Source organism: Bradyrhizobium guangzhouense (assembly GCF_004114955.1).
GTDB lineage: Bacteria > Pseudomonadota > Alphaproteobacteria > Rhizobiales > Xanthobacteraceae > Bradyrhizobium > Bradyrhizobium guangzhouense.
On sequence record NZ_CP030053.1, the window covers coordinates 3,137,328 to 3,155,862 of the forward strand.

Below are 18,535 nucleotides of genomic sequence, written 5' to 3' on the forward strand. Positions count from 1 at the left end.
CAGGAGATCGTCGCATGAGAAAGTCGATTGCCGTATACGTCGCAGCGTTCGCACTGGGCGCGATTGGATCGGCGCATGCCGCCGATCTTGCTGTCCCGCCTGCACCGTTCGCGGAGCGATTCAACTGGACCGGTTGCTATGGAGGCATGCATCTCGGCGGCGCCTTCGCCACCAAGAACATTACCGACCCCGTGCAACTCGTACAGGATAACGCGGGCCCAGGCGGAACGGTCGGGGTCACGACCGTCAACCCAGGGCCGAACGGTGCCGTTGTGGGCGGGCAGATCGGCTGCGACTATCAGTTCGCTTCGTCAGCATTCGTGATCGGGGTCGAGGGCAGTGCGTCAGGCTCAACCATGAAGGCCAACAAGACCGTTGGGCTTCCGGTCAGCATTCCCGACACGGCTTTGGTGCAGGCGAATACCGATTTTCTGACCAGCGTGACTGCGCGCGTCGCTTACGCCTTCGACAACGTCCTGCTTTACGGAAAGGGCGGCGTCGCGATGGCTGGCGACAAATACGAGGTCAGTGGCTCGATCGGTGGCGTGCCATTTGACTTCCGCGGCCTCGACAACCGGATCGGCTGGACAGTCGGCGCCGGCGTGGACTGGGCCTTTGCGCGTCACTGGTCGGCAAACTTCGAATATGACTATTACGGGTTCGGCCGCGGCAACGTGAATATGCTTGATCCGCTCACGGGGACTCAAGGCTTGGTGAGCGTCAGCCAGACTGTCCAGGTCGTGAAGGTCGGGCTGAACTTCCACATGTGGGGAGCTGGTTGGTAATGACCCGTTCCTCCCCGGTACGAAGGCGCATCTTGCCGCGGCGCTCGGCCGGCCTCTGCAGGGCCCTGCAGGCATCGATGCTCGCGGTGGCCTTCTCCGTCGCGTGTCATGCCGAGGAAAAGGGCGTCGCTGCCGGCGGAAGCCTCGAGGCCAAGCTCGTATATTGCAAGACATGCCATGGGCTGTCGGGCCAGGGATATCGCGGATATTTTCCGATGCCGCGGCTGGCCGGGCAGCAACCGCAATATCTGGAGAACCAATTGCGGGCGTTCATCGAGCGCAGGCGCACCAATCCGATCATGGCCAACGTCGCCCACGTACTGAGTCCATCCATGGTGGCTGCCCTCGCAGCCCATTTCAGGAGCCTCGATCCGAAGCCGTTCGGAGCGGCGCCGCGCGGCTCTCTGGCTCTCGGCAAGCGAATTTACGAGGAGGGGATTCCGGAGGCCAATGTGCCGGCGTGTTCGGCCTGTCACGGCACGGATGGCAAAGGCCAGAACGAAATCCCACGTCTTGCGGGTCAGCTGTATGACTATACGGTCGGCCAGCTCACGGGTTGGGCGAAGGTGCGAGGGCAGGGTTCGGCGGTCGATACCTCCGCCATTATGGCGCCGACGGCGCACAACCTCTCGCGATCCCAGGTCGAAGCGGTCGCAGCTTATGTCGGTTATCTGCAATGACGATAACCCCGGTTCAAACCAGCGGCATCCGCAAGCCTGAGGCGCGACAGCGGCGGCTCATGAGCGGCGTCGGCTGGAAAATTGTTATTCTGGCCATCGTGGGCGCGATTGGACCGGCGCTGGCATGGGACGGAGGCGACGTCCGGGTTCGCAATTGCAATTGGTGTCACGGCACCGGCGGACAAGGATACACCGTTGCGCCGCGGCTGGCTGGTCAGCGTTCGCAATATATCGAGAGCCAGATCAGAAGCTTCCGCGAGCACACGCGCGACAACCCGTTTTCGAAGCAGTACATGTGGGGCGCCGTCGCGGCGCTTGCTCCCAAGGATGCGCGCGACCTTGCAGGCTATTTCGCGTCCCTTCCGCCACGGCCGGCCAATGACGGGGACACAAACCTCGCGGCACGGGGCAGAACGATTTACCTCGAAGGCATTCCGGAGGCGAACGTCGCGTCCTGCTATGCCTGCCATGGTCCGAACGCGGAGGGCGCACGGGAGATTCCTCGCCTCGCGGGACTGTCCTATGGCTACCTGAAGAGCCGACTGGAACAGTGGGGTCAAGGTTATCACTCGGGAATGGGAACACCCATGCCGGTCGTCGCCCGCTCGTTGGGCCCGAGTGAAGTCGAGTCGCTGGCTTCCTACCTGAGTTTCGTCAGATAGCGCGCGGGCAATCGCCCTTGCGGGTCTTTCACCGCGGCAGCTTCGAAATCGCCTCGCTCAGTTCGTGGATCTCATACGGCTTGCGCAGGATCGGGAAGTCGCCGCGGACGCCGGCGGCGGCTTCGCTGTAGCCGCTGGCGAGCAGGATCGGCAGGTCGGGGCGGGTCTGGCGCAGGAGGTGGGCAAGGCCGAGCCCGTCCATCTTGCCGGGCATGACGATGTCGGAGAAGACGAAGTCGACACCGTCGCTCTCGAGCTCGCGCAGCGCGGATTCGGCATCTGCAACCCGGCGCACGCTGTAGCCGAGTTGCTCCAGGAGACCGGTGCTGACGAGTGCGACATCGGGATTGTCCTCGACGAGCAGCACCGTGCCGCTGCCGCGCACCGGCGCCGCCTCTGGCGTCTCGTTCGATGTGGTCGCGGTTTCCCGCGGCAGCAGGATGGTGAAAATCGTGCCCTTGCCGAGCTCGCTTGCGACCTTGATCGTGCCGCCGGCCTGGTGCGCGAAGCCGTGCACCTGCGACAGGCCGAGGCCGGTGCCCTTTCCGACCGGTTTGGTGGTGAAGAACGGCTCGAAAATCTTGTCGACCACGTCGGAGGGGATGCCGAGCCCGGTATCGGCGACGGTGATGGCGACGTATTCGCCGCTATGCAGCGGATCGTCGAGCACGATGTTGTGCGCGCCGATCGTCACCGTGCCGCCATCGGGCATGGCATCGCGCGCGTTGATGACGAGATTGAGCAGTCCGGTCTCGAACTCGGAGATGTCGGCCTTGACGGGCCAGACCTCGCGCTCGATGTCGAAAGCGAGACGAACCGCGCTGCCGACGCCGGCGTGAAGCACTTCGCGGATCGCCTCGATGCGGTCGGCCAAACGGATCGCCTGCGGATTGACGCTCTGCCGACGTGCGAAGGTCAGGAGTTGTCCCGTCAACGCGGCGCCGCGCTTGGCGGCGGTCTCGATCGCGGAGATGGCGCGCTGGAACCTGGAATCGTCGGGGTCACCCTTCTTGAGGATGTGAAGACTGCCGCTGATGATCATCAAGAGATTGTTGAAGTCGTGTGCAACGCCGCCAGTGAGCTGGCCGAGCGCATCGAACTTGTGCGACTCCGCGAGCTGAGTCTGCATCGCCTCGAGCTTCAGCTGCGTGTTGCGACGTTCGGTGATGTCGCGCGTGATCTTGGCGAAGCCGACGAGGTTGCCGTCCTCGTAGATCGGATCGATCACCACGCTCGCCCAGAAGAAGGTGCCATCCTTGCGAACCCGCCAGCCTTCCTCCTCGTAGCGGCCCTGGTCGCGCGCGATGCCGAGCGCTCGGGCAGGCTTGCCATTGGCCCGGTCGGTCTCGGTATAGAAGCGCGAGAAATGCTGGCCGAGAATCTCGTGGGGCGAATAGCCTTTGATCCGCTCACCGCCGATGTTCCAGCTCGTGATGATCCCATTGGGATCGAGCATGTAGAGCGCGTAGTCCGCGACTCCCTCAACCAACAGCCTGAAACTCCGTTCGCTTTCGAACAAGTCTCTCTGTTGACTGGACTTTCTGACCATTATGGACCCCGCCTCGACGGGGGCAAACGCCCTGAGGAGCATTTGGTTCCCGCTGTCTGGGACGTTTTTAGGCAAATATTGCGGATGGTATGCAGGAGACAAGGCTCCGATCGCCCTTGACACCCCGTTCCCCCCGGTCGGTCTCGTCGAAACCTGCCCGGCCGCAAGACCGTGCTAATCACGCGTTCGAGGCGATCTTGTAGGCGCTCGCGGCGTCAAGCTGCGGCGCTGCGAAACGTCGCCGCCACCGCGCGCACCGCCGCCAGCTTGGCGGGATCGCTGACCTTCGATTGCAGCATCACCTTCGAGCTGCCGAGCTTTGGCAGCTTGTGGGCGGGCCCGATATCGATGAGGCCCGGAGGAGCAATTCGCCGCGCCAGCGGCGCAATCGCAAGCCCGGCCAGCGCGGCTGCGACGACCGCCGTCACGCCGCCGCCGACGAAACGCTCGCGCCAGGCGGTGCCCGCTCTGTCGAGTGCGCGCACGGCGATCGCCCGGACGCCGCAGGGCGGAGCGAGCGTTGCGAGGGGCAATGGCTCGCCCTTTGGCAGAGTGAAGCGCCGCGCGGCAAACCAGCCGAATTCGTCTTCGGTCAGCTTCTCGCCGCCGCGGCGGCTGCCTTCCTGGCGCACGATCACCGCATCGAGCTCGCCCGCGTCATAGGCATCCTGCATCTCGCGGGAGAAGCCGATAGTGACGGCAAGCGTCATGTTTGACGACATCGCATGCAGCCGCTCGAGCAGCGGCACCAGCTCGGGGCCGGCGGCATGATCGGAGATGCCGAGCGAGAGTGATTGCGCGGCTGGAGCCTCGCCCGACAGCGCATGGTCATGGGCCGCCATCAGCGCGCGGGCGCGATCGAGGAAGCTGGCGCCCTCGGCAGTGAGCCGGACCGCGCGCGGCGAGCGCTCGACAAGACGTTTGCCCAGCAATGTCTCGAGCCGTTGCAGCTTGAGGCTGACCGCAGCCTGCGTCGTGCCGAGCGCTTCCGCGGCGCGGGTAAAACTCTGGAGGTCGGCGACCAGCAGAAAGGCCTTGATGGTGGCGATGTCGAGCATGGCTGTCATTATAATTAGTTATCACTGGTATCATCTGAGATAAGATACCAAAATGATGCGGCAAGGTCTAGCTTCACCTCAACGCCGCGCAAACAGCGCTGGCATCTTGAGGAGAACGACCATGCCCCTGATCACCGTGTCCTACACGTCTTCCCGCCAGTCGCCGTCGCTGAAGGCCGACATCGCGAGCGCCGTGTCCGAGCTTACGGCCAAGATCCTGCACAAGGACCCCAAGGTGACCGCCATCATCGTGAAGTCGGTCGACGCAGGCGACTGGTTCGCCGGCGGCGAGTCGCTCGCCGACGAGAGGCTCGCGAGCTACTGGATCGACATCCACGTCACCGAGGGCACCAACACCAAGGACGAGAAAGCCGCCTATCTCGCCGCGATGTTCAAGCGCATGGCCGAGATTTTGGGGCCGCTGCATCCCGAGACGTATCTGCATGTCGACGAGGTCAAGGGCGATGCCTACGGCTTCGGTGGCCTGACCCAGGAGCGGCGCTACATCGCCGGCAAGCTCGACGTGCCGCTGAAGGCGGCGTGAGGAAGCGAGCCGCGGGTGAGTTTCTCGCCCGCGGCTCGTTCGTCAGCTTGCTGCCCGGAACTCGACTTCGGCATTGTTGATGAAGCAGGTCTTGTCGAACAGCTTCAGGTCGAGCGGGTTCGGCATCCTGACATCGCTGATGTCAGGGCAGGGCTTGAGCGAGGGATCGTAGGACCGGTCGATCTGCGAGATGAAGATGACGATCAGCCCCTTGTCGCGCGCGAACGATTTCAGCGCGCGCACCTGAACGGTGAGATCAGGATTTTCCCGCCGCTGGTCGAGCAATTGCAGATAGTCGATCACGACGACCGTGCCGCGCGGCGCTGCGGCCATCTGCTTGACGATGTAATCGGCGCTGATGGCGTCAGAGCAATCGATCTCGAACAGCTTGTCGAATTGCTCAGGCTCCACACCGATCGCGCTCAAGCGGTCCACCACATCCTTCTCGGTATATTCGAGCGAGAAGAACGCGGCGCGATGGCCGCACTTCATGGCCTCCACGGCGAGTTGGAGGCTCATCAGCGTCTTGCCCTGACCGGGACGTGCCCCGACCAGCACCAGGTCGCCCGGTTGGAATTGCGGAAACAGGCGATTGGCCGGCGTCAGGGCCGCAGCTTTCGCCGCGAGCAGGCTCCAGGCGGAAAACCCTTCCGTCGTCGCGACGCGGTCGAGCGCGTCGTGCAGCGGAATGCGTTCCTGGCGAGACAGGCGCTTTGCCTTGCGCTTGAGATGATAGATCGGTGTAGACAGCTTCATCGTCAGAACCTCCTGATGCGAGCAGAAAGCGCAATCCCTCCTTATGCGTGGCGCTCGAACAGTCGGTCCGATGGCTTAGTCGCCCGGCATGATCTGTACTTTCCCGGCGGAGGGGGGAGGCGTGGGCGGCACCTGAGGCAAGCGTAACCGATTCCACGCTGCTGGAGAACGCGCGCGGCGGCCCGCCAACAGGAAAGCGTCAGGCGGCGGCTTCCGGCAGCAGCGCGCGGGTCGGCCCGAACAGCTCCTCAAAAGCCTGTCGGAGCGCGATGTCGACATCTTCCATGGTCACGAGCTGACCGAGATCGACCAGCGAGGTGACGCCATAGCGGGGATCGGCGACGCCGCAGGGGACGATGCCTGCAAAGTGCTCCAGCTCCGGCTCGACGTTGATGGCGATGCCGTGGAACGAGACCCAGCGCTTCAGCCGCACGCCGATCGCCGCGATCTTGTCCTCGTGCTCCGCCCCTTTGTCCGGGCGCTTCACCCAGACGCCGACCCGGTCCTCGCGCCGCTCGCCGCGGACGTTGAAGGCGGCGAGCGTTCTTAGGATCAATTCCTCCAGGCTCGCCACATAGGCCCTGACATCAGGGCGGCGGCGCTTGAGGTCGAGCATGATGTAGGCCACCCGCTGGCCGGGGCCGTGATAGGTCAGCTGTCCGCCACGCCCGGTCGCGAAGGTCGGGAAGCGGGGATCGAGCAGGTCGGTCTCCTTGCCTGAGGTCCCGGAGGTGTAGAGCGGGGGGTGCTCGAGCAGCCAGACCAGCTCCGGCGCTTCGCCCGCCGCGATCGCAGCGACCCGCGCCTCCATGGCGGCCACGGCCTCCGGGTAGGCCACCGCGGCCTGCGAGATTCGCCATTCGACGGGCGTCGCGCCGGCGGCGGAAAACGGCGTCAAATCGAGCTCTTGGCGGGGGTTTTGAGGCGAATTAACCATTGGCTAACCATAACGTGGTGATGATTGCAGGCGCAAATGCCAAGTCCTTTGGTGTGTGTCTCCAGTTGCGGCGGTCCTGACAGTGCCCACACTCGATAAAGTCACCGTGGATCTCATGGTCGTCCTCGGGACGACCACCATGCCGATCCATCAAGTATTACGTCTTTCCCGCGGCGCCATCATCGAGCTGGACGCAACCGAGGCCGACGAGGTCAAGGTTTTGGCCAACAACCTGCCGGTGGCCTCCGGCGTCGTGCTGGTCGATCGCAACAGGATCGCGGTCGAGGTCAAGCAAATGCTGCCGCGGACGCCTGGGACGCGGTAGCGCCCCGGGCACGCGGTAGCTGCCCGGGGGCTGATAGGGCCGATCCGGGCGGGGATCAGACTTTCCTGCCAAGCCTGTGGAATTCAGGGCCTTTGCAGGCTTGTATCCCCCTGATGGATTTGTTAGATCGGCGGCCGCTGATCCGGCCAGCCTCACGACCTCAGGCCGGTATCTCCTAGCGCTCGTGGCGGAACTGGTAGACGCGCTGCCTTGAGGTGGCAGTGGGTAACACCGTGGGGGTTCGAGTCCCTCCGAGCGCACCACCTTCAAATCTCATTCGTGAAAGTCAGCGGCCCGTGCGGGCCCCTCAGCCATATTCCTCGCCGATCCCGTATTCCCGGTAGATCTCGAGCGGGTCGAGGTCGGGGAAGAGGCGGCATTTGGCCTGGGCCAGATGCAGGCTCACCGCGGCCGGCTCCTTGCCGTTCGACAGCATCTTGCGGATGTCGTCCATATGCGCACTCGGCTGGTGCTTCGCCTCGAGCTGCTCCAGCGCGACCAGGGCGGTTGCGAGCGCCTCGGTCAGAACCCACTCGTCGTGGCCCGTGATTCCCTTCTTCGGCATCGGCAGACCTCGCGCGTCAGCGGCGGCAGCAGTCTACCGTAGCTTCCTGCGAATCTCCATCGAGCAGCATTGGGTGGCGTGACGCGGAACAGGACGGGCGGCGCGTGCTCGCTTGCATTATGGCGGCGCGTGGCTAAAAGGCGGCGGCGCGCGGGCGATGGTATCTTTGTTGAAACAATATTGGCGTAGACGGGCCTCGCGCGACCTCTCTCGGCTGGAGCCAGCATGGTCTTTCTAAGCTTCGTCTACCGCTTCCTGACCAACTTTGCGTTCATGGCGCTGGTCTATTTCAGCCTCAACTTCATGGAGAAGTACCAGCACCGCGCAATCCTTGCGATCCTGGTGCTGGTCTATAGCGGCATGCGCGCAGCCTCGACGCTGCGGGCATTCTATTTCTTCCAGAAGATCGAGAGGCTGGAGGCCGAGACCAAGCGCCTTCAGGCGCCGATCAATGACGGCTCGGGCGGCACCGGCGCGCGCAAGCAGATCGTGATGGATGTTGCGCGGCTGCGCCGGGACGGTGAGCTCAAGTCCTACATGGACCTGTTTTTCCTGGCCCTGATCGTGCTGCTCTGCGTCGCCAACATCATGCGGCAGTAACAGCGCTTAACTCACGCGCGCTTTTTCACCCTGGTGGCGAGGTGGGTCGGGCGGGGCGCCGTGCTCTTGACCTGAGCGGCGTGCTTCGACGCGGGGTGCGTAGCCCGCGCCGTTCGCTGGGCCGTCATCTTGCCGGCCTTGATCGACCCGGCCTTGCCCTTGCCGGCACGCGGCGCCTCGGCTTCCATCGCAAGCCGCGTGGCGGCGCGCCGCGACAGGGTGGTCGACAGCAGCACATCGACCGAGCCCTCGGGGATCGCAAAGAGATCACGGCTGGGCGCGGGCAGGGTGGAGGCGATATCGGCCTGTGCCATGGTCCTGCGCGGCAGAAGCTGTGGCTGGTGCGAGGTCTCGGCGTTGAGATCGGCAAGTCCGGGCGCGGGCAGCGTTGCCGTCTGTGCGAACACGAAATTCGGCACTTGAGGCCAGCGCGCGATCGGCGTCGTCTCCGTCGGTGGATGCAGCAGCCATTCCACCGGCGTGGTCGGTGTCGCCGGCTGGTCGGCGGTCGCAGGCACCACATGCACGACGTGATAGCCGCGCGCCTTGAGGTCGCGAATAATCTTTGGCAGCGCCGCGACGGTGCGCGCCTGGATGTCATGCAGCAGCAGGATGCCCTTGCCCTTGGCCTCCAGCCGCTGGATCGCGAGCTGGTAGACCCGATCGGGCGAGACGTGCCGCCAGTCGTCGGCCGGGAAGTCGGCGCTCCACACCTGGATGCCGCGCGAGATCAGATAATCCTCAACGGCGTCGGCGCGCATCAGGCCGGGAATGCGGAAGAACGGCGCCAGCTTGGACGGGTCGGTCATTGCTGCCGATGTCCACTGGATGCCACCGTTGACCTCTGCCTCAACCTTCTCGATCGGCATCCTGTTCATCGTCAAGGGATGGGTCATGCTGTGCGTGCCGACGGTGTGGCCTGCCGCGATCAGCTTGCGCACGCCTTCCGGGTTCGCCTTGGCCTGTTCGCCGATCTCGAAGAACGTCGCCTTGATGCACTCGTCCGCGAGGATCTGAAGCACCTGGTTGGAATATTTCGGCAGCGGACCGTCGTCGAAGGTCAAGACCACCTCGTGGTCCTTCAGCGGCAGTGTTTCGCGGTACTGCATCGTGCCGATGCGGGGATGCTCGCGCGGGTCGACGACGAGCGTGCGCGAGGTGCCGAGCGCATCGGGATGTCCCGGGCAGTCGGCTGCGAAGGCAGCCGGCGACGCGGTGGTCAGTAAGCCCAGCAGCAGGACGGTCCACGATCGCGTCCGAAAAACAACGCCACTTCCGATCATGAAACCCCGTCTGCCCTCATCTACGTCGGCTGCGATATCGGTAGGTCGGAGATGCCCGGAAACGGTTCAGTTGCAAAGAACTTTCCCGCCCGGGGCGCTCCTCAATCATTGCATGGCGTAGCATGAACAGAACGTTAATAGGGCTCAAATCACCCCAATTTGGTCAGCCGTGACATTCCGGCATCAATGTGCATCGGCGTTCTTCTGTGACGTGCCCGCCGGCACGATGTGGACCACGCGATAGCCGTTCTCTCGCAACCACCGCAGAAAGTCCGGCATCATGGCGGCCGTGCGCGCCTGGGCATCGTGGAACAGGATGATACCCTTGCGGTTGGCGGTCACGCGGTCGGTGATCAGCTTGAGTTCCTGCTCAGGCGTCATGTCGTTCCAGTCGCTGGCCCAGAAATCGGCGCCGAACACGACGATGCCGCGCTGCTCGAGCATGTCGAGCTGTGCCGGTGTGGACTCGAAATAGGGGAAGCGGAAGAACGGCGTCGACGGCGTCGTGGTGGCGACCCCGTGCAACGCCTTCTCGTCGGAGGCGATGCCGTGGTCGATCTCGTACTTCGCCGTATCGGCCGGAATCCGCGCCATGTACGGATGCGACCAGGTATGGTGCCCGATGGTATGTCCCTCGCGCGCGATGCGCTTGACGAGGTCAGGGAATTCGGTGGCGCTCCGGCCGACCAGGAAGAACGTGGCGCGCACGCATTCCTGCGCCAGCGCCGCCAGCACCTTGTTCGTCGACGGCGGACGCGGACCGTCGTCAAAGGTCAGCACCACTTCGTGATCTTCAAGCGGCAGGGTCTGAGGAAAGCTCTTCAAGCCGACGCGTGGTGTGGTCTTGGCATCGACGCTCAGGATCCGCGAGGTGCCGAGCGTATCGCTCCGGGGGCAATCCGCGGCCCGGGCCGAGCCGATCACGGTGAGGCTAACGAGAGCCAGGCCTGTCGTGATCAAAGTCCATTTCGCCCGATGTATCTTTGCCATTGCGCACGCGATTGTCTTGTGGGTATTGCGTAACCGTCAGCCCCAACCAATAACCTGTGAAACGGCGAGGCGTTCCCATGGATGAACAGATCGATGGCGCTGCTTCCGCCGAGACATTGGTACTCGACCACGTCCCGATGCGCAACGAAGACGGCGAAATCAGGCATGAATTCGTCGCGGAAATTGCCCACGCGATCGAGGCCTCCGACAGCGCTGCGCTGCGCGCCTGCGTCGCCGATCTGCACGAGGCCGACCTCGGTGATCTCATCGCCGCGCTTGCGCCCGACGACCGCGTCCGCCTCGTCGAGCTGACCGGCGCCGATTTCGACTTTTCCGCGCTGAACGAGGTCGACGAGGCCGTTCGTGATGAGATCCTCGACGAGCTGCCGCCCGAGACGGTAGCCGAGGGCGTCCGCGAGCTGGAATCCGACGATGCGGTCGAGCTGCTCGAAACCCTCGACGAGGAGGAGCAGGAGGAGATCCTCGAGAAGCTGCCGCTGCAGGAGCGCGTCGCGCTCGAGCGCAGCCTGCTGTATCCGGAGAACTCCGCCGGCCGCCGCATGCAGACCGAATTCATCGCTGTGCCGCAGGACTTCACGGTCGGGCAGGCGATCGACTACATGCGCGACACGCCCGATCTGCCTGCCCGGTTTTACGAGATCTACGTCGTCGACAAGGACCGGCACTGGCAGGGCGCGGTCCCGCTCGACGTGCTCCTGCGCGCACGCCGCCCGGTGCCGCTGACCGAACTGACCGACGAGGATCGCCGCCGTGTCTCCGTCCTGGAGGACCAGGAGGAGGTGGCGCGCATGTTCGGCAAGTACAACCTTGTCGCTGCGCCTGTGCTCGACACCCAGGATCGCCTGGTCGGCGTCATCACCGTCGACGACGTCGTCGACGTCATCGAGGAGGAGGCGGACGAGGACCTCAAGGCGCTCGGCGGCGTCACCAGCGACGAAGAGCTGTCGGACACCTTTCTCACCATTGCGCGCGGCCGCTTCAACTGGCTGCTGATCAACCTCGCCACCGCCTTCCTGGCGTCGTCCGTGCTTGGCCTGTTCGAGGGCCAGCTCGAGAAGATGGTGGCACTCGCTGTGCTGGCGCCGATTGTCGCGAGCCAGGGCGGCAATGCCGCGACCCAGACCATGACGGTCGCAGTGCGCGCGCTCGCCACCCGCGAGCTCGGCTCCTCCAATGCCTGGCGCGTCGTGATCCGCGAGACGCTGGTCGGTCTCGTCAACGGCATTGGCTTTGCCGTGATCACGGGCATCGCCGCTGTGGCCTGGTTCAAGATACCGGGTCTCGGAATCGTCATCGGGCTTGCGATCATTGTGAACCTCGTCGCCGGTGCGCTCGGCGGCATCCTGATCCCGATGGCGCTCGAACGCGTCAGGGCCGATCCGGCTGTGGCCTCGGGCACGTTCGTGACGACGGTGACCGACGTCGTCGGCTTCTTCTCCTTCCTCGGCATCGCGACGCTGTGGTTCGGGTTGAAGTAGGCGCGTGCCTCCATTCCGTCATTCCGGGGCGCGCCACTTGGCGCGAACCCGGAATGACAGCCAACTCCTTCCTTTAATCCGACCTTAAGCGACCTCCCGCATGATTCCCTCGCGCTTGGGGGAATGAGCATGCGGTTGCGGCTGAAGGCGGACGGACGGGTCGTTGAGGTGCGGGACGGACAGGAATTTCCCGTCCAGCCGCTCCAGCCCGCCGCCGAGACTCCGCCGGCAGAAGCCGGCTCACTCGGGGTGCGCGATCTGCGCCGGCGCGCCTGTCTGACCCAGATCGAGTTCGCCGCCAAGCTTGGCGTGCCCGTCGAGACCATCCGCAATTGGGAGCAGGGCAAGCGCGCGCCGCGCGGACCCGCCCGTGCGCTGCTGGCCGTGATCGCGCATGCGCCTGACACGGTCTTCCAGGCGCTCGCCAAAGCCTGACGTCAAGGCCTGACCCGCGAACCTCCCGACGGCATTGCGGCTGAAGATCCGCATAGAGCCAAGCTCGTCCGTTGCACTCTGACGGACCAGGTCCATAATGATGAGAGGGGCTGCCGCAACACAGAGGATTCCTCATGCTGTTCGTCGAGGCCAATGGCGCGAAAATCCCGGCGATCGGGCTCGGGACCTGGGAGCTGAGCGGCCGGACCTGCGCCCGCGTAGTCGAGCAGGCGCTGCGGCTCGGCTACCGCCATATCGATACCGCCCAGGTCTATGACAATGAGCGCGAGGTTGGCGACGGATTGCGCTCCTCCGGCGTGCGCCGCGACGACGTTTTCGTCACCACCAAGGTCTGGACCAACCATTTCGCGCCCCACGATCTCGAACGGTCGATCAAGGAGAGCCTGGTGCGCTTGAGGCTTCCCGCCGTCGACCTCGTGCTGTTGCACTGGCCCAATCCGCACGTGCCGCTGGAGGAGACGCTGGGCGCGCTGGCGCATGCCAAGCGCATGGGCCTCACGCGCCACATCGGCGTCTCCAATTTCACGGTGGCGCTGATCGAGCAGGCGGCCTCTCTGTCGAGCGAGCCGCTGGTCTGCAACCAGGTCGAATATCATCCCTATCTCGACCAGGCGAAGGTGAGGGCGGCCTGCGACCAGCACGGGATGGCGCTCGTCGCCTACAGCCCGATCGCCAGGGGCCGCATCAAGTCCGACCAGACGCTCGTGGAGATCGGCCATGCCCATCGCAAGACGCCGGCGCAGGTCTGCCTGCGCTGGCTGGTGCAACAGAACGTGTCTGCCATTCCCAGGACCTCGCGTGTCGAGCGTCTGTCGGAAAACATTGAGATCTTCGATTTCGAGCTTTCGGAGGACGAGATGGCGGCAATCGCCGCACTGGCCAGTCCCAAGGGGCGGCTGACCGATTTCGGCTTCGCGCCGAAATGGGATTGAGGGGGAGCTTGGGTTTGCCAAGCATGATCCGGACCCGAAGGGCCGCGTGAGCGCAAAGTGCGAAACGGTTTTCCGATAAGATCATGCCCATGCGGGGGCTAAAGCGCGATGACGGTTGATCCCAACCGCATCGCGCTTTAGGAGCAGGACAGCAACCCAAGATCGGGCGATGGAACTGCGGAAGATCATCCGGACGGACATTGCGGCGTCTGCGATCGCGCATCTGACGCTGGTCGCGCTGATCATCGTGATCAGCGAGGTCCATCCATTTCATTCCGCGCCGCCCGAGACCGTTGCGGTCGATATCGTCACGCCGGAACAGGTGAAGCAGGAGGAGGCCAAGGCGGAAGAAAAGGCCAAGGAGGAGGCGAAGGAGAAGCCGCCCGAGCCGCTCCCCGACTTCAAGCTGCCGAAGCTCGACTTCACCGACAAGGACAAACAGGACGCGGCGCCTAAGCCTGCGCCGGCCAAGGAGAAGGCAGCGGAGAAGCCAGCAGAGAAGGCGGCGCCGCAACAGAAGCAGGCCGCGCCTGACGCGCAGCGCAACCAGCCACAGCCCTCGCCATCGCCGATGCCGCCGCCTCAGCCCGAGGGGACACACCAGTCACCGTCTGCGATGCCGCCGCCGCAGGCCGCGCCCCCGGCCTACACGCCACCGGAGCCCGACGTCACCGTCAAATACCATGTGATGCTGGGCCTGCCGCCCACATTGCCGCCTGCATTGCCGCCCGCGCCGAAAGACGGCCCCAAGGATGACGGCGGCGATGCCAAGGACTCGATCGCCGCCAAGCTGCCGCCCGAGGTCATTGCCGAGCTTCGGCGTCACCTGAGGAGCTGTTCGAAGCTGCCCGCAGGGGTCGCGCCGACCGATGCCCTGCGCATCAGGTTGCGCGCCGTCATGGCCACCGACGGCACGCTGGCGCGCGAGCCGATCCTGATCGAGGCGCCGCCGTCGACAAAGGGCGTTGCCATCGTAAAATCGGCTATGAGCGCCCTCCAGGCCTGTCAGCCCTACAAGATGTTGCCGGCCGACAGGTACGAGGAATGGAAGGTGATGGACCTTTCGTTCACGCCGGGGGATTTCGGATCGTAGTCGTCGGGCGCGACGCCGCGGGCAAAACACCGTCGAACCCGTCAATACGCTCGCGCAAAACATTCCACTTTACCGAAATTCGGAAATGGCGTATGTGTTGCCCATCCCGGCTTGTTCTTGAGGGGCGATCGTACGTCGTCATGAAAGGTGGCGGGCAGGGCGGGTCGTCCGAGCAATCCGTGTGGCGTTGGTTCCGGCTCTGCGCAGCAGCATGGCCAGGACGATGCTGCGCCTCGGCAAGGCTGCAGCGCGTCCGGGACACGAGACGTCAGCGAGCGCGATTGCCCTCGTCACCCGCGACCACCTCCGGCGCCATCGCGGCCCAGGCGCTGGACGCGAACTGCCGCCGCCATGTCACGACCACCACCGCGGCCGTGGTCACGAACAGCACCCAGGGGCTGACGAACCAGCCGAGATAGCCGAGCGCGAAGAAGAAGGCGCGCTGGCCGCGGTTGAAGTGGCGGCCGGCGGATTCGAACACGCGCGTGGTGCGCATGACATGGGTCTCGGCCTCCGGCGTGTCGCGCTGCGAGGCCGGCGGCATGCCGCCATACAGGATGGCGACATAGTTGAACAGGCGATAGGCCCAGGCGAATTTGAAGAAGGCATAGACGCAGATCAGCACGAGGCCGACGCATTTCAGCTCCCACATTGCCGGCGAGGTGCTGAGATCGATCGGCAGCTTGCCCAGGATCGTGATGGCATCATTGGTGGCATGCAACAGCGCCAGCGCTCCGCCGAGCGCGAACAGGCTGGTGGAGGCGAAGAAGGCGGTGCCGTTCTGGAGCGAGGCCATGATCTGCATGTCGACCATGCGCGCCTCGCGGTCGAGCAGGCGACGTACCCAGACCTCGCGGTAGCGGTTCATCCGTGCCGACAGGCTGTCGTGGCCATAGGCGGAATGCTCGAGCGTTGCGGCATAGGCCAGCCACTCGATGATGAAGAAGCCGACGGCGGTGATGTCGACCCAATGCCTGCTCATGTCACTCTCCTCACGAGCCATCACGATTGCCATGCATGGTGGGGAGCGGCAACGATTGATTGGCGGCGGGCGATGGCGTTAAAAGCAGCCGCACACGGAATTACGGAAGGACCCGAGACATGGCAGCGCTCAAGCTCGCGATCGGCAACAAGAACTACTCGTCATGGTCGATGCGACCCTGGCTCGCGCTGCGCGCCAACGACATCCCGTTCGTGGAGACCGTGATTCCGCTCTACACCGACAATCCCGCGGACAAGGAGCAGATCCTGTCCTTCAGTCGTGCCGGCAAGGTGCCGGTGCTGGTCGACGGCGACATCACGGTGTGGGATTCGCTCGCTATCATCGAGTACATCGCCGAGCACTATCCGGAGAAGAAGCTGTGGCCCGACGATGTCGCGGCCCGCGCCTTTGCCCGTTCGGTGTGCGCCGAGATGCATTCCGGATTCATGGCCTTGCGCAGCGAATGCGGCATGAACCTGCATCGGCCGGTGCGGCCTGTGGCGCTGTCGGCGGACGCCAAGGCCAATGTCGCGCGCGTGCAGGAGATCTGGCGCACGTGCCGGACCCGCTACGGCGCCGGCGGCCCATTCCTGTTCGGCCGCTTCGGCGCGGCAGATGCGATGTATGCGCCAGTCGTGCATCGCTTCCGCACCTACGCAATCGAGGTCACGCCGGAGACCAAGGCCTATATGGACACGATGATGGCGATGCCGGCGTTTCAGGAATGGACCCGCGATGGCCTCGCCGAAACGCTTGTCATCGAAAAGTTCGAGAACGTGTAGCCGCCACCATGGCCCAGAGAAAAGGGTGGCGGTTCTCCGACAAGCTCTTGCTCGCTTGAAATGTGATTGAGCGCGGCTTGACGGCATGGCTGCTCGCGGCGCTCAATTGCGGGGAACAACGAAGAGGGGACGGCAATGGGACTTCTGGACTCACTGGAGAACAATCCCGCACTGCGCAGCGCGCTTGGTCAGCTCGGCGCCGCCGTTCTGCCGGCCGTGTTGAGCGAGGTGATGGGCAGCAACAACCAGGGCGGCTTAGGCGCGATCGTTGCAAAGCTCCAGCAGGCGGGCTTCGGCGACCAGGTGAAGTCCTGGCTCGGCAATGGCCAGAACCTGCCGATCTCGGCCGATCAGCTCCGCGCCGTGCTCGGCAACGACACCGTCCGCCAGCTCGCGGCCCGCTACAACATTCCGGTCGACCAGCTCGGCGAGATCCTGGCCCAGGAGTTGCCCAAGGCCGTGGACCAGGCAAGTCCGAACGGCCATCTGCCCCACGGCGCCTGAGAGGACAGGTTCCAGCGGTATCATCGGCCGCCCGGTTTCCCGACTATCTTCCTGAAAACGCTATAGGTTTGGCGTATTTGCCATGCCTGCATACTGCTGGCCAAAACGCCGCACCGCGTGCTATAGATCACACCGGGTTTTCAGCCGGTCCGTCGCAGTGGGACCCTGGGCACGGCCGGCGCTGTTTGAGTGATGGAGATGGGCGTTGAAGCATAAATTCCCCGTGGGAACGCGCGTATTGTTCACGGCCAGCAATGTCGCGCGCCCGGCTGCGAGTGGCTCATACGAGGTCATTCGCCTGCTGCCGACGGAAGGCGACGACTGCCAGTACCGGATCAAGAGCTCCACTGAGGCCTTCGAACGGGTCGCCAAGGAAAGCCAGCTCGCGCTCTCGTAATGCGCTGACGGTAGAGGGGCATTGACATCGCGGACGAATTTGCTCCGCTCGCCGTCAAAAGGCCCGCTTCGCCTCGGCAAGGTGGACCGGGGGCAGTTGCCGACTCGCGGTGCTCGCTTGACCATCAGCTCTTTGCTCGTGTGAGGGGACATCGCGCATGAACTGGGCATGGGCCTCGTCGCTCGACCAAATCTGGCGCTCGCCGTCCTTCCCGATGTGGATGACGCTGGCGGCCGCCGGCTTCTTCGGATTGATCCTGCTGATCACGCTGTTGCGCGCCGAAAAATCGGTCGCCAATGGCGCGCTGACCGTCATCACGCTGCTTTCGATCGGCATCGCGGTGGCAGCCACCATGAAGATCTACGGACCGGTGGGACAGGCGGCCCCGACCGAAGCCCGCACACAAGCCACGGTGACCGCCACCCTCCCGGCACTGGCCTGCCTCGACGATCTCGCCGGCGATGCCGTGGCCGTTGGCTGCGAGAAGGCGCTGTTCGGCGCGCCTGACACGGCGGCTGCCGCTGTCGCCTATACGGCGGCGCGGATCGATCGGCTGACCGCGCTTGGCGATGCCGCGACCGCCGACAAGAGCCTGACGCTCGACACGAAGGTGCTGCGCAAGGCACTGGAGCATGATCGCTTCGGCCTCGTGGCTCAGGTGCTGGTCACGCGCGACGGCTGTACCCAGTTCGATTGCGCCGCGTTCCGCTCGCTGACGGATCAGCAGCAGGTCGCGGCCAACATGGATTCCCATCTCTATGATCAGCTGGTCGCGCGCTACGCGCCGACATGGAATTCGCCCGCAGCGGCCGCCGGAGCGCTGCCGCCCAACCCGATCGCGGCGCTGCCGCCATCGATGCCGACAGGTAAGCCGACCAATGCCGAGTTCCCGAGCGCCTCGTCGACCCCGGCAGTGAGCATCATGTCTCCGGAGCCGCCGACGGCCACCACGCGCCAGCCACCGGCCGCCAATGCGGCGGCAGCAAGAGAGCCTCGTGCTCCGGCTGCGAACTCGGCCCAGGCCGCGGCGCCGGCTGCGAGGAAGCCGCCCGCGCCGAAGGGTGCGCGCGCACCGGCCGCCGCGCCCGTTCCGCTGGCACCGCCGCCGGGCGCGGCTCCCGCGGCTGCGGATAACGACTAGTTCGGCTTTGAAAAG

At 64.7% G+C, this 18,535-nt stretch carries 22 protein-coding genes and 1 tRNA gene; 15 read left to right on the forward strand and 8 right to left on the reverse strand.

Annotation, left to right across the window (positions count from 1 at the left end):
• Positions 1–14 precede the first annotated feature (14 nt).
• From XH91_RS15150 to XH91_RS15160, 3 genes are all read left to right on the forward strand, one after another.
• Positions 15–785 carry an outer membrane protein gene (locus tag XH91_RS15150; RefSeq protein ID WP_128951318.1) on the forward strand — a complete coding sequence of 257 codons (771 nt, stop codon included), beginning with the start codon at positions 15–17 and terminating at the stop codon, positions 783–785.
• Between the two features lie 77 nt (positions 786–862).
• A complete protein-coding gene (locus XH91_RS15155; protein ID WP_128951319.1) occupies positions 863–1,465 on the forward strand; it encodes a c-type cytochrome in 603 nt (200 codons plus the stop codon).
• Positions 1,462–2,127: a c-type cytochrome gene (locus XH91_RS15160; protein ID WP_245477336.1), complete on the forward strand. Its 666-nt coding sequence runs from the start codon at positions 1,462–1,464 to the stop codon at positions 2,125–2,127. Before XH91_RS15155 ends, XH91_RS15160 begins: the two co-directional genes overlap by 4 nt.
• Positions 2,128–2,155: 28 nt before the next feature.
• Here XH91_RS15160 and XH91_RS15165 read toward each other — a convergent pair whose 3' ends face one another.
• Positions 2,156–3,676: a PAS domain-containing sensor histidine kinase gene (locus XH91_RS15165; protein WP_128951320.1), complete on the reverse strand. Its 1,521-nt coding sequence runs from the start codon at positions 3,674–3,676 to the stop codon at positions 2,156–2,158.
• A 215-nt stretch (positions 3,677–3,891) separates the two neighbouring features.
• Positions 3,892–4,743, reverse strand: coding sequence for a LysR family transcriptional regulator (locus XH91_RS15170; RefSeq protein WP_128951321.1), 852 nt, complete (start codon positions 4,741–4,743; stop codon positions 3,892–3,894).
• Between the two features lie 112 nt (positions 4,744–4,855).
• On the opposite strand from XH91_RS15170, the gene XH91_RS15175 reads away from it, so the two are divergent.
• Entirely contained in the window at positions 4,856–5,278 is a 423-nt protein-coding gene (locus tag XH91_RS15175) for a tautomerase family protein (RefSeq protein WP_128951322.1), read from the forward strand.
• A 42-nt stretch (positions 5,279–5,320) separates the two neighbouring features.
• On the opposite strand, the gene XH91_RS15180 is transcribed toward XH91_RS15175, so the two are convergent.
• Together XH91_RS15180 and lipB are read right to left on the reverse strand one after the other, a co-directional pair.
• Positions 5,321–6,034: a DNA helicase gene (locus XH91_RS15180; RefSeq protein ID WP_164938294.1), complete on the reverse strand. Its 714-nt coding sequence runs from the start codon at positions 6,032–6,034 to the stop codon at positions 5,321–5,323.
• A gap of 199 nt (positions 6,035–6,233) precedes the next feature.
• Positions 6,234–6,971 (reverse strand): lipoyl(octanoyl) transferase LipB, encoded by a 738-nt coding sequence (gene lipB, locus XH91_RS15185; protein ID WP_128951323.1) that lies wholly within the window; start codon positions 6,969–6,971, stop codon positions 6,234–6,236.
• 82 nt (positions 6,972–7,053) lie between these two features.
• Between lipB and XH91_RS15190 the strand changes: the two genes are divergently transcribed.
• A complete protein-coding gene (locus XH91_RS15190) occupies positions 7,054–7,296 on the forward strand; it encodes a FliM/FliN family flagellar motor switch protein (protein ID WP_011088012.1) in 243 nt (80 codons plus the stop codon).
• Between the two features lie 178 nt (positions 7,297–7,474).
• Positions 7,475–7,559 (forward strand) — tRNA-Leu (locus XH91_RS15195).
• Positions 7,560–7,603: 44 nt separating this feature from the next.
• Here the strand turns inward: XH91_RS15195 and XH91_RS38830 are convergent.
• On the reverse strand, positions 7,604–7,861 hold the full coding sequence (locus XH91_RS38830; protein ID WP_164934253.1) for a hypothetical protein: 258 nt from the start codon (positions 7,859–7,861) through the stop codon (positions 7,604–7,606).
• A gap of 225 nt (positions 7,862–8,086) precedes the next feature.
• Here XH91_RS38830 and XH91_RS15205 point away from each other — a divergent pair, with 225 nt between their 5' ends.
• Entirely contained in the window at positions 8,087–8,461 is a 375-nt protein-coding gene (locus XH91_RS15205) for a hypothetical protein (RefSeq protein ID WP_128951324.1), read from the forward strand.
• 11 nt (positions 8,462–8,472) lie between these two features.
• Here XH91_RS15205 and XH91_RS15210 read toward each other — a convergent pair whose 3' ends face one another.
• Both XH91_RS15210 and XH91_RS15215 read right to left on the reverse strand, forming a co-directional pair.
• Complete coding sequence (locus XH91_RS15210; RefSeq protein WP_128951325.1) at positions 8,473–9,744, reverse strand: polysaccharide deacetylase family protein; 1,272 nt, start codon at positions 9,742–9,744, stop codon at positions 8,473–8,475.
• A gap of 183 nt (positions 9,745–9,927) precedes the next feature.
• Complete coding sequence (locus tag XH91_RS15215; RefSeq protein ID WP_128951326.1) at positions 9,928–10,734, reverse strand: polysaccharide deacetylase family protein; 807 nt, start codon at positions 10,732–10,734, stop codon at positions 9,928–9,930.
• Positions 10,735–10,811: 77 nt separating this feature from the next.
• On the opposite strand from XH91_RS15215, the gene mgtE reads away from it, so the two are divergent.
• The 4 genes from mgtE to XH91_RS15235 all read left to right on the forward strand — a co-directional run bounded on the left by mgtE (position 10,812) and on the right by XH91_RS15235 (position 14,714).
• Entirely contained in the window at positions 10,812–12,233 is a 1,422-nt protein-coding gene (gene mgtE / locus XH91_RS15220; protein WP_128951327.1) for a magnesium transporter, read from the forward strand.
• 123 nt (positions 12,234–12,356) lie between these two features.
• Positions 12,357–12,668, forward strand: a complete 312-nt coding sequence (locus XH91_RS15225) for a helix-turn-helix domain-containing protein (protein WP_128951328.1) — start codon at positions 12,357–12,359, stop codon at positions 12,666–12,668.
• A gap of 134 nt (positions 12,669–12,802) precedes the next feature.
• Entirely contained in the window at positions 12,803–13,621 is an 819-nt protein-coding gene (locus XH91_RS15230) for an aldo/keto reductase (protein WP_128951329.1), read from the forward strand.
• 169 nt (positions 13,622–13,790) lie between these two features.
• The gene (locus XH91_RS15235) at positions 13,791–14,714 is read left to right on the forward strand and encodes a hypothetical protein (protein ID WP_128951330.1); all 924 of its coding nucleotides are present in this window, start codon (positions 13,791–13,793) and stop codon (positions 14,712–14,714) included.
• Between the two features lie 268 nt (positions 14,715–14,982).
• Here the strand turns inward: XH91_RS15235 and XH91_RS15240 are convergent, their stop codons facing one another.
• Positions 14,983–15,696: a DUF599 domain-containing protein gene (locus XH91_RS15240; RefSeq protein WP_128951331.1), complete on the reverse strand. Its 714-nt coding sequence runs from the start codon at positions 15,694–15,696 to the stop codon at positions 14,983–14,985.
• Positions 15,697–15,815: 119 nt separating this feature from the next.
• Between XH91_RS15240 and XH91_RS15245 the strand changes: the two genes are divergently transcribed.
• The 4 genes from XH91_RS15245 (at position 15,816) to XH91_RS15260 (ending at position 18,520) form a co-directional block, all read left to right on the forward strand.
• Positions 15,816–16,478, forward strand: coding sequence for a glutathione S-transferase family protein (locus XH91_RS15245; RefSeq protein ID WP_128951332.1), 663 nt, complete (start codon positions 15,816–15,818; stop codon positions 16,476–16,478).
• Positions 16,479–16,613: 135 nt separating this feature from the next.
• Positions 16,614–16,982 (forward strand): YidB family protein, encoded by a 369-nt coding sequence (locus XH91_RS15250; RefSeq protein WP_128951333.1) that lies wholly within the window; start codon positions 16,614–16,616, stop codon positions 16,980–16,982.
• A gap of 205 nt (positions 16,983–17,187) precedes the next feature.
• The gene (locus tag XH91_RS15255) at positions 17,188–17,379 is read left to right on the forward strand and encodes a hypothetical protein (RefSeq protein ID WP_026312695.1); all 192 of its coding nucleotides are present in this window, start codon (positions 17,188–17,190) and stop codon (positions 17,377–17,379) included.
• Positions 17,380–17,536: 157 nt separating this feature from the next.
• Positions 17,537–18,520 (forward strand): hypothetical protein, encoded by a 984-nt coding sequence (locus tag XH91_RS15260; RefSeq protein ID WP_128951334.1) that lies wholly within the window; start codon positions 17,537–17,539, stop codon positions 18,518–18,520.
• Positions 18,521–18,535 lie beyond the last annotated feature (15 nt).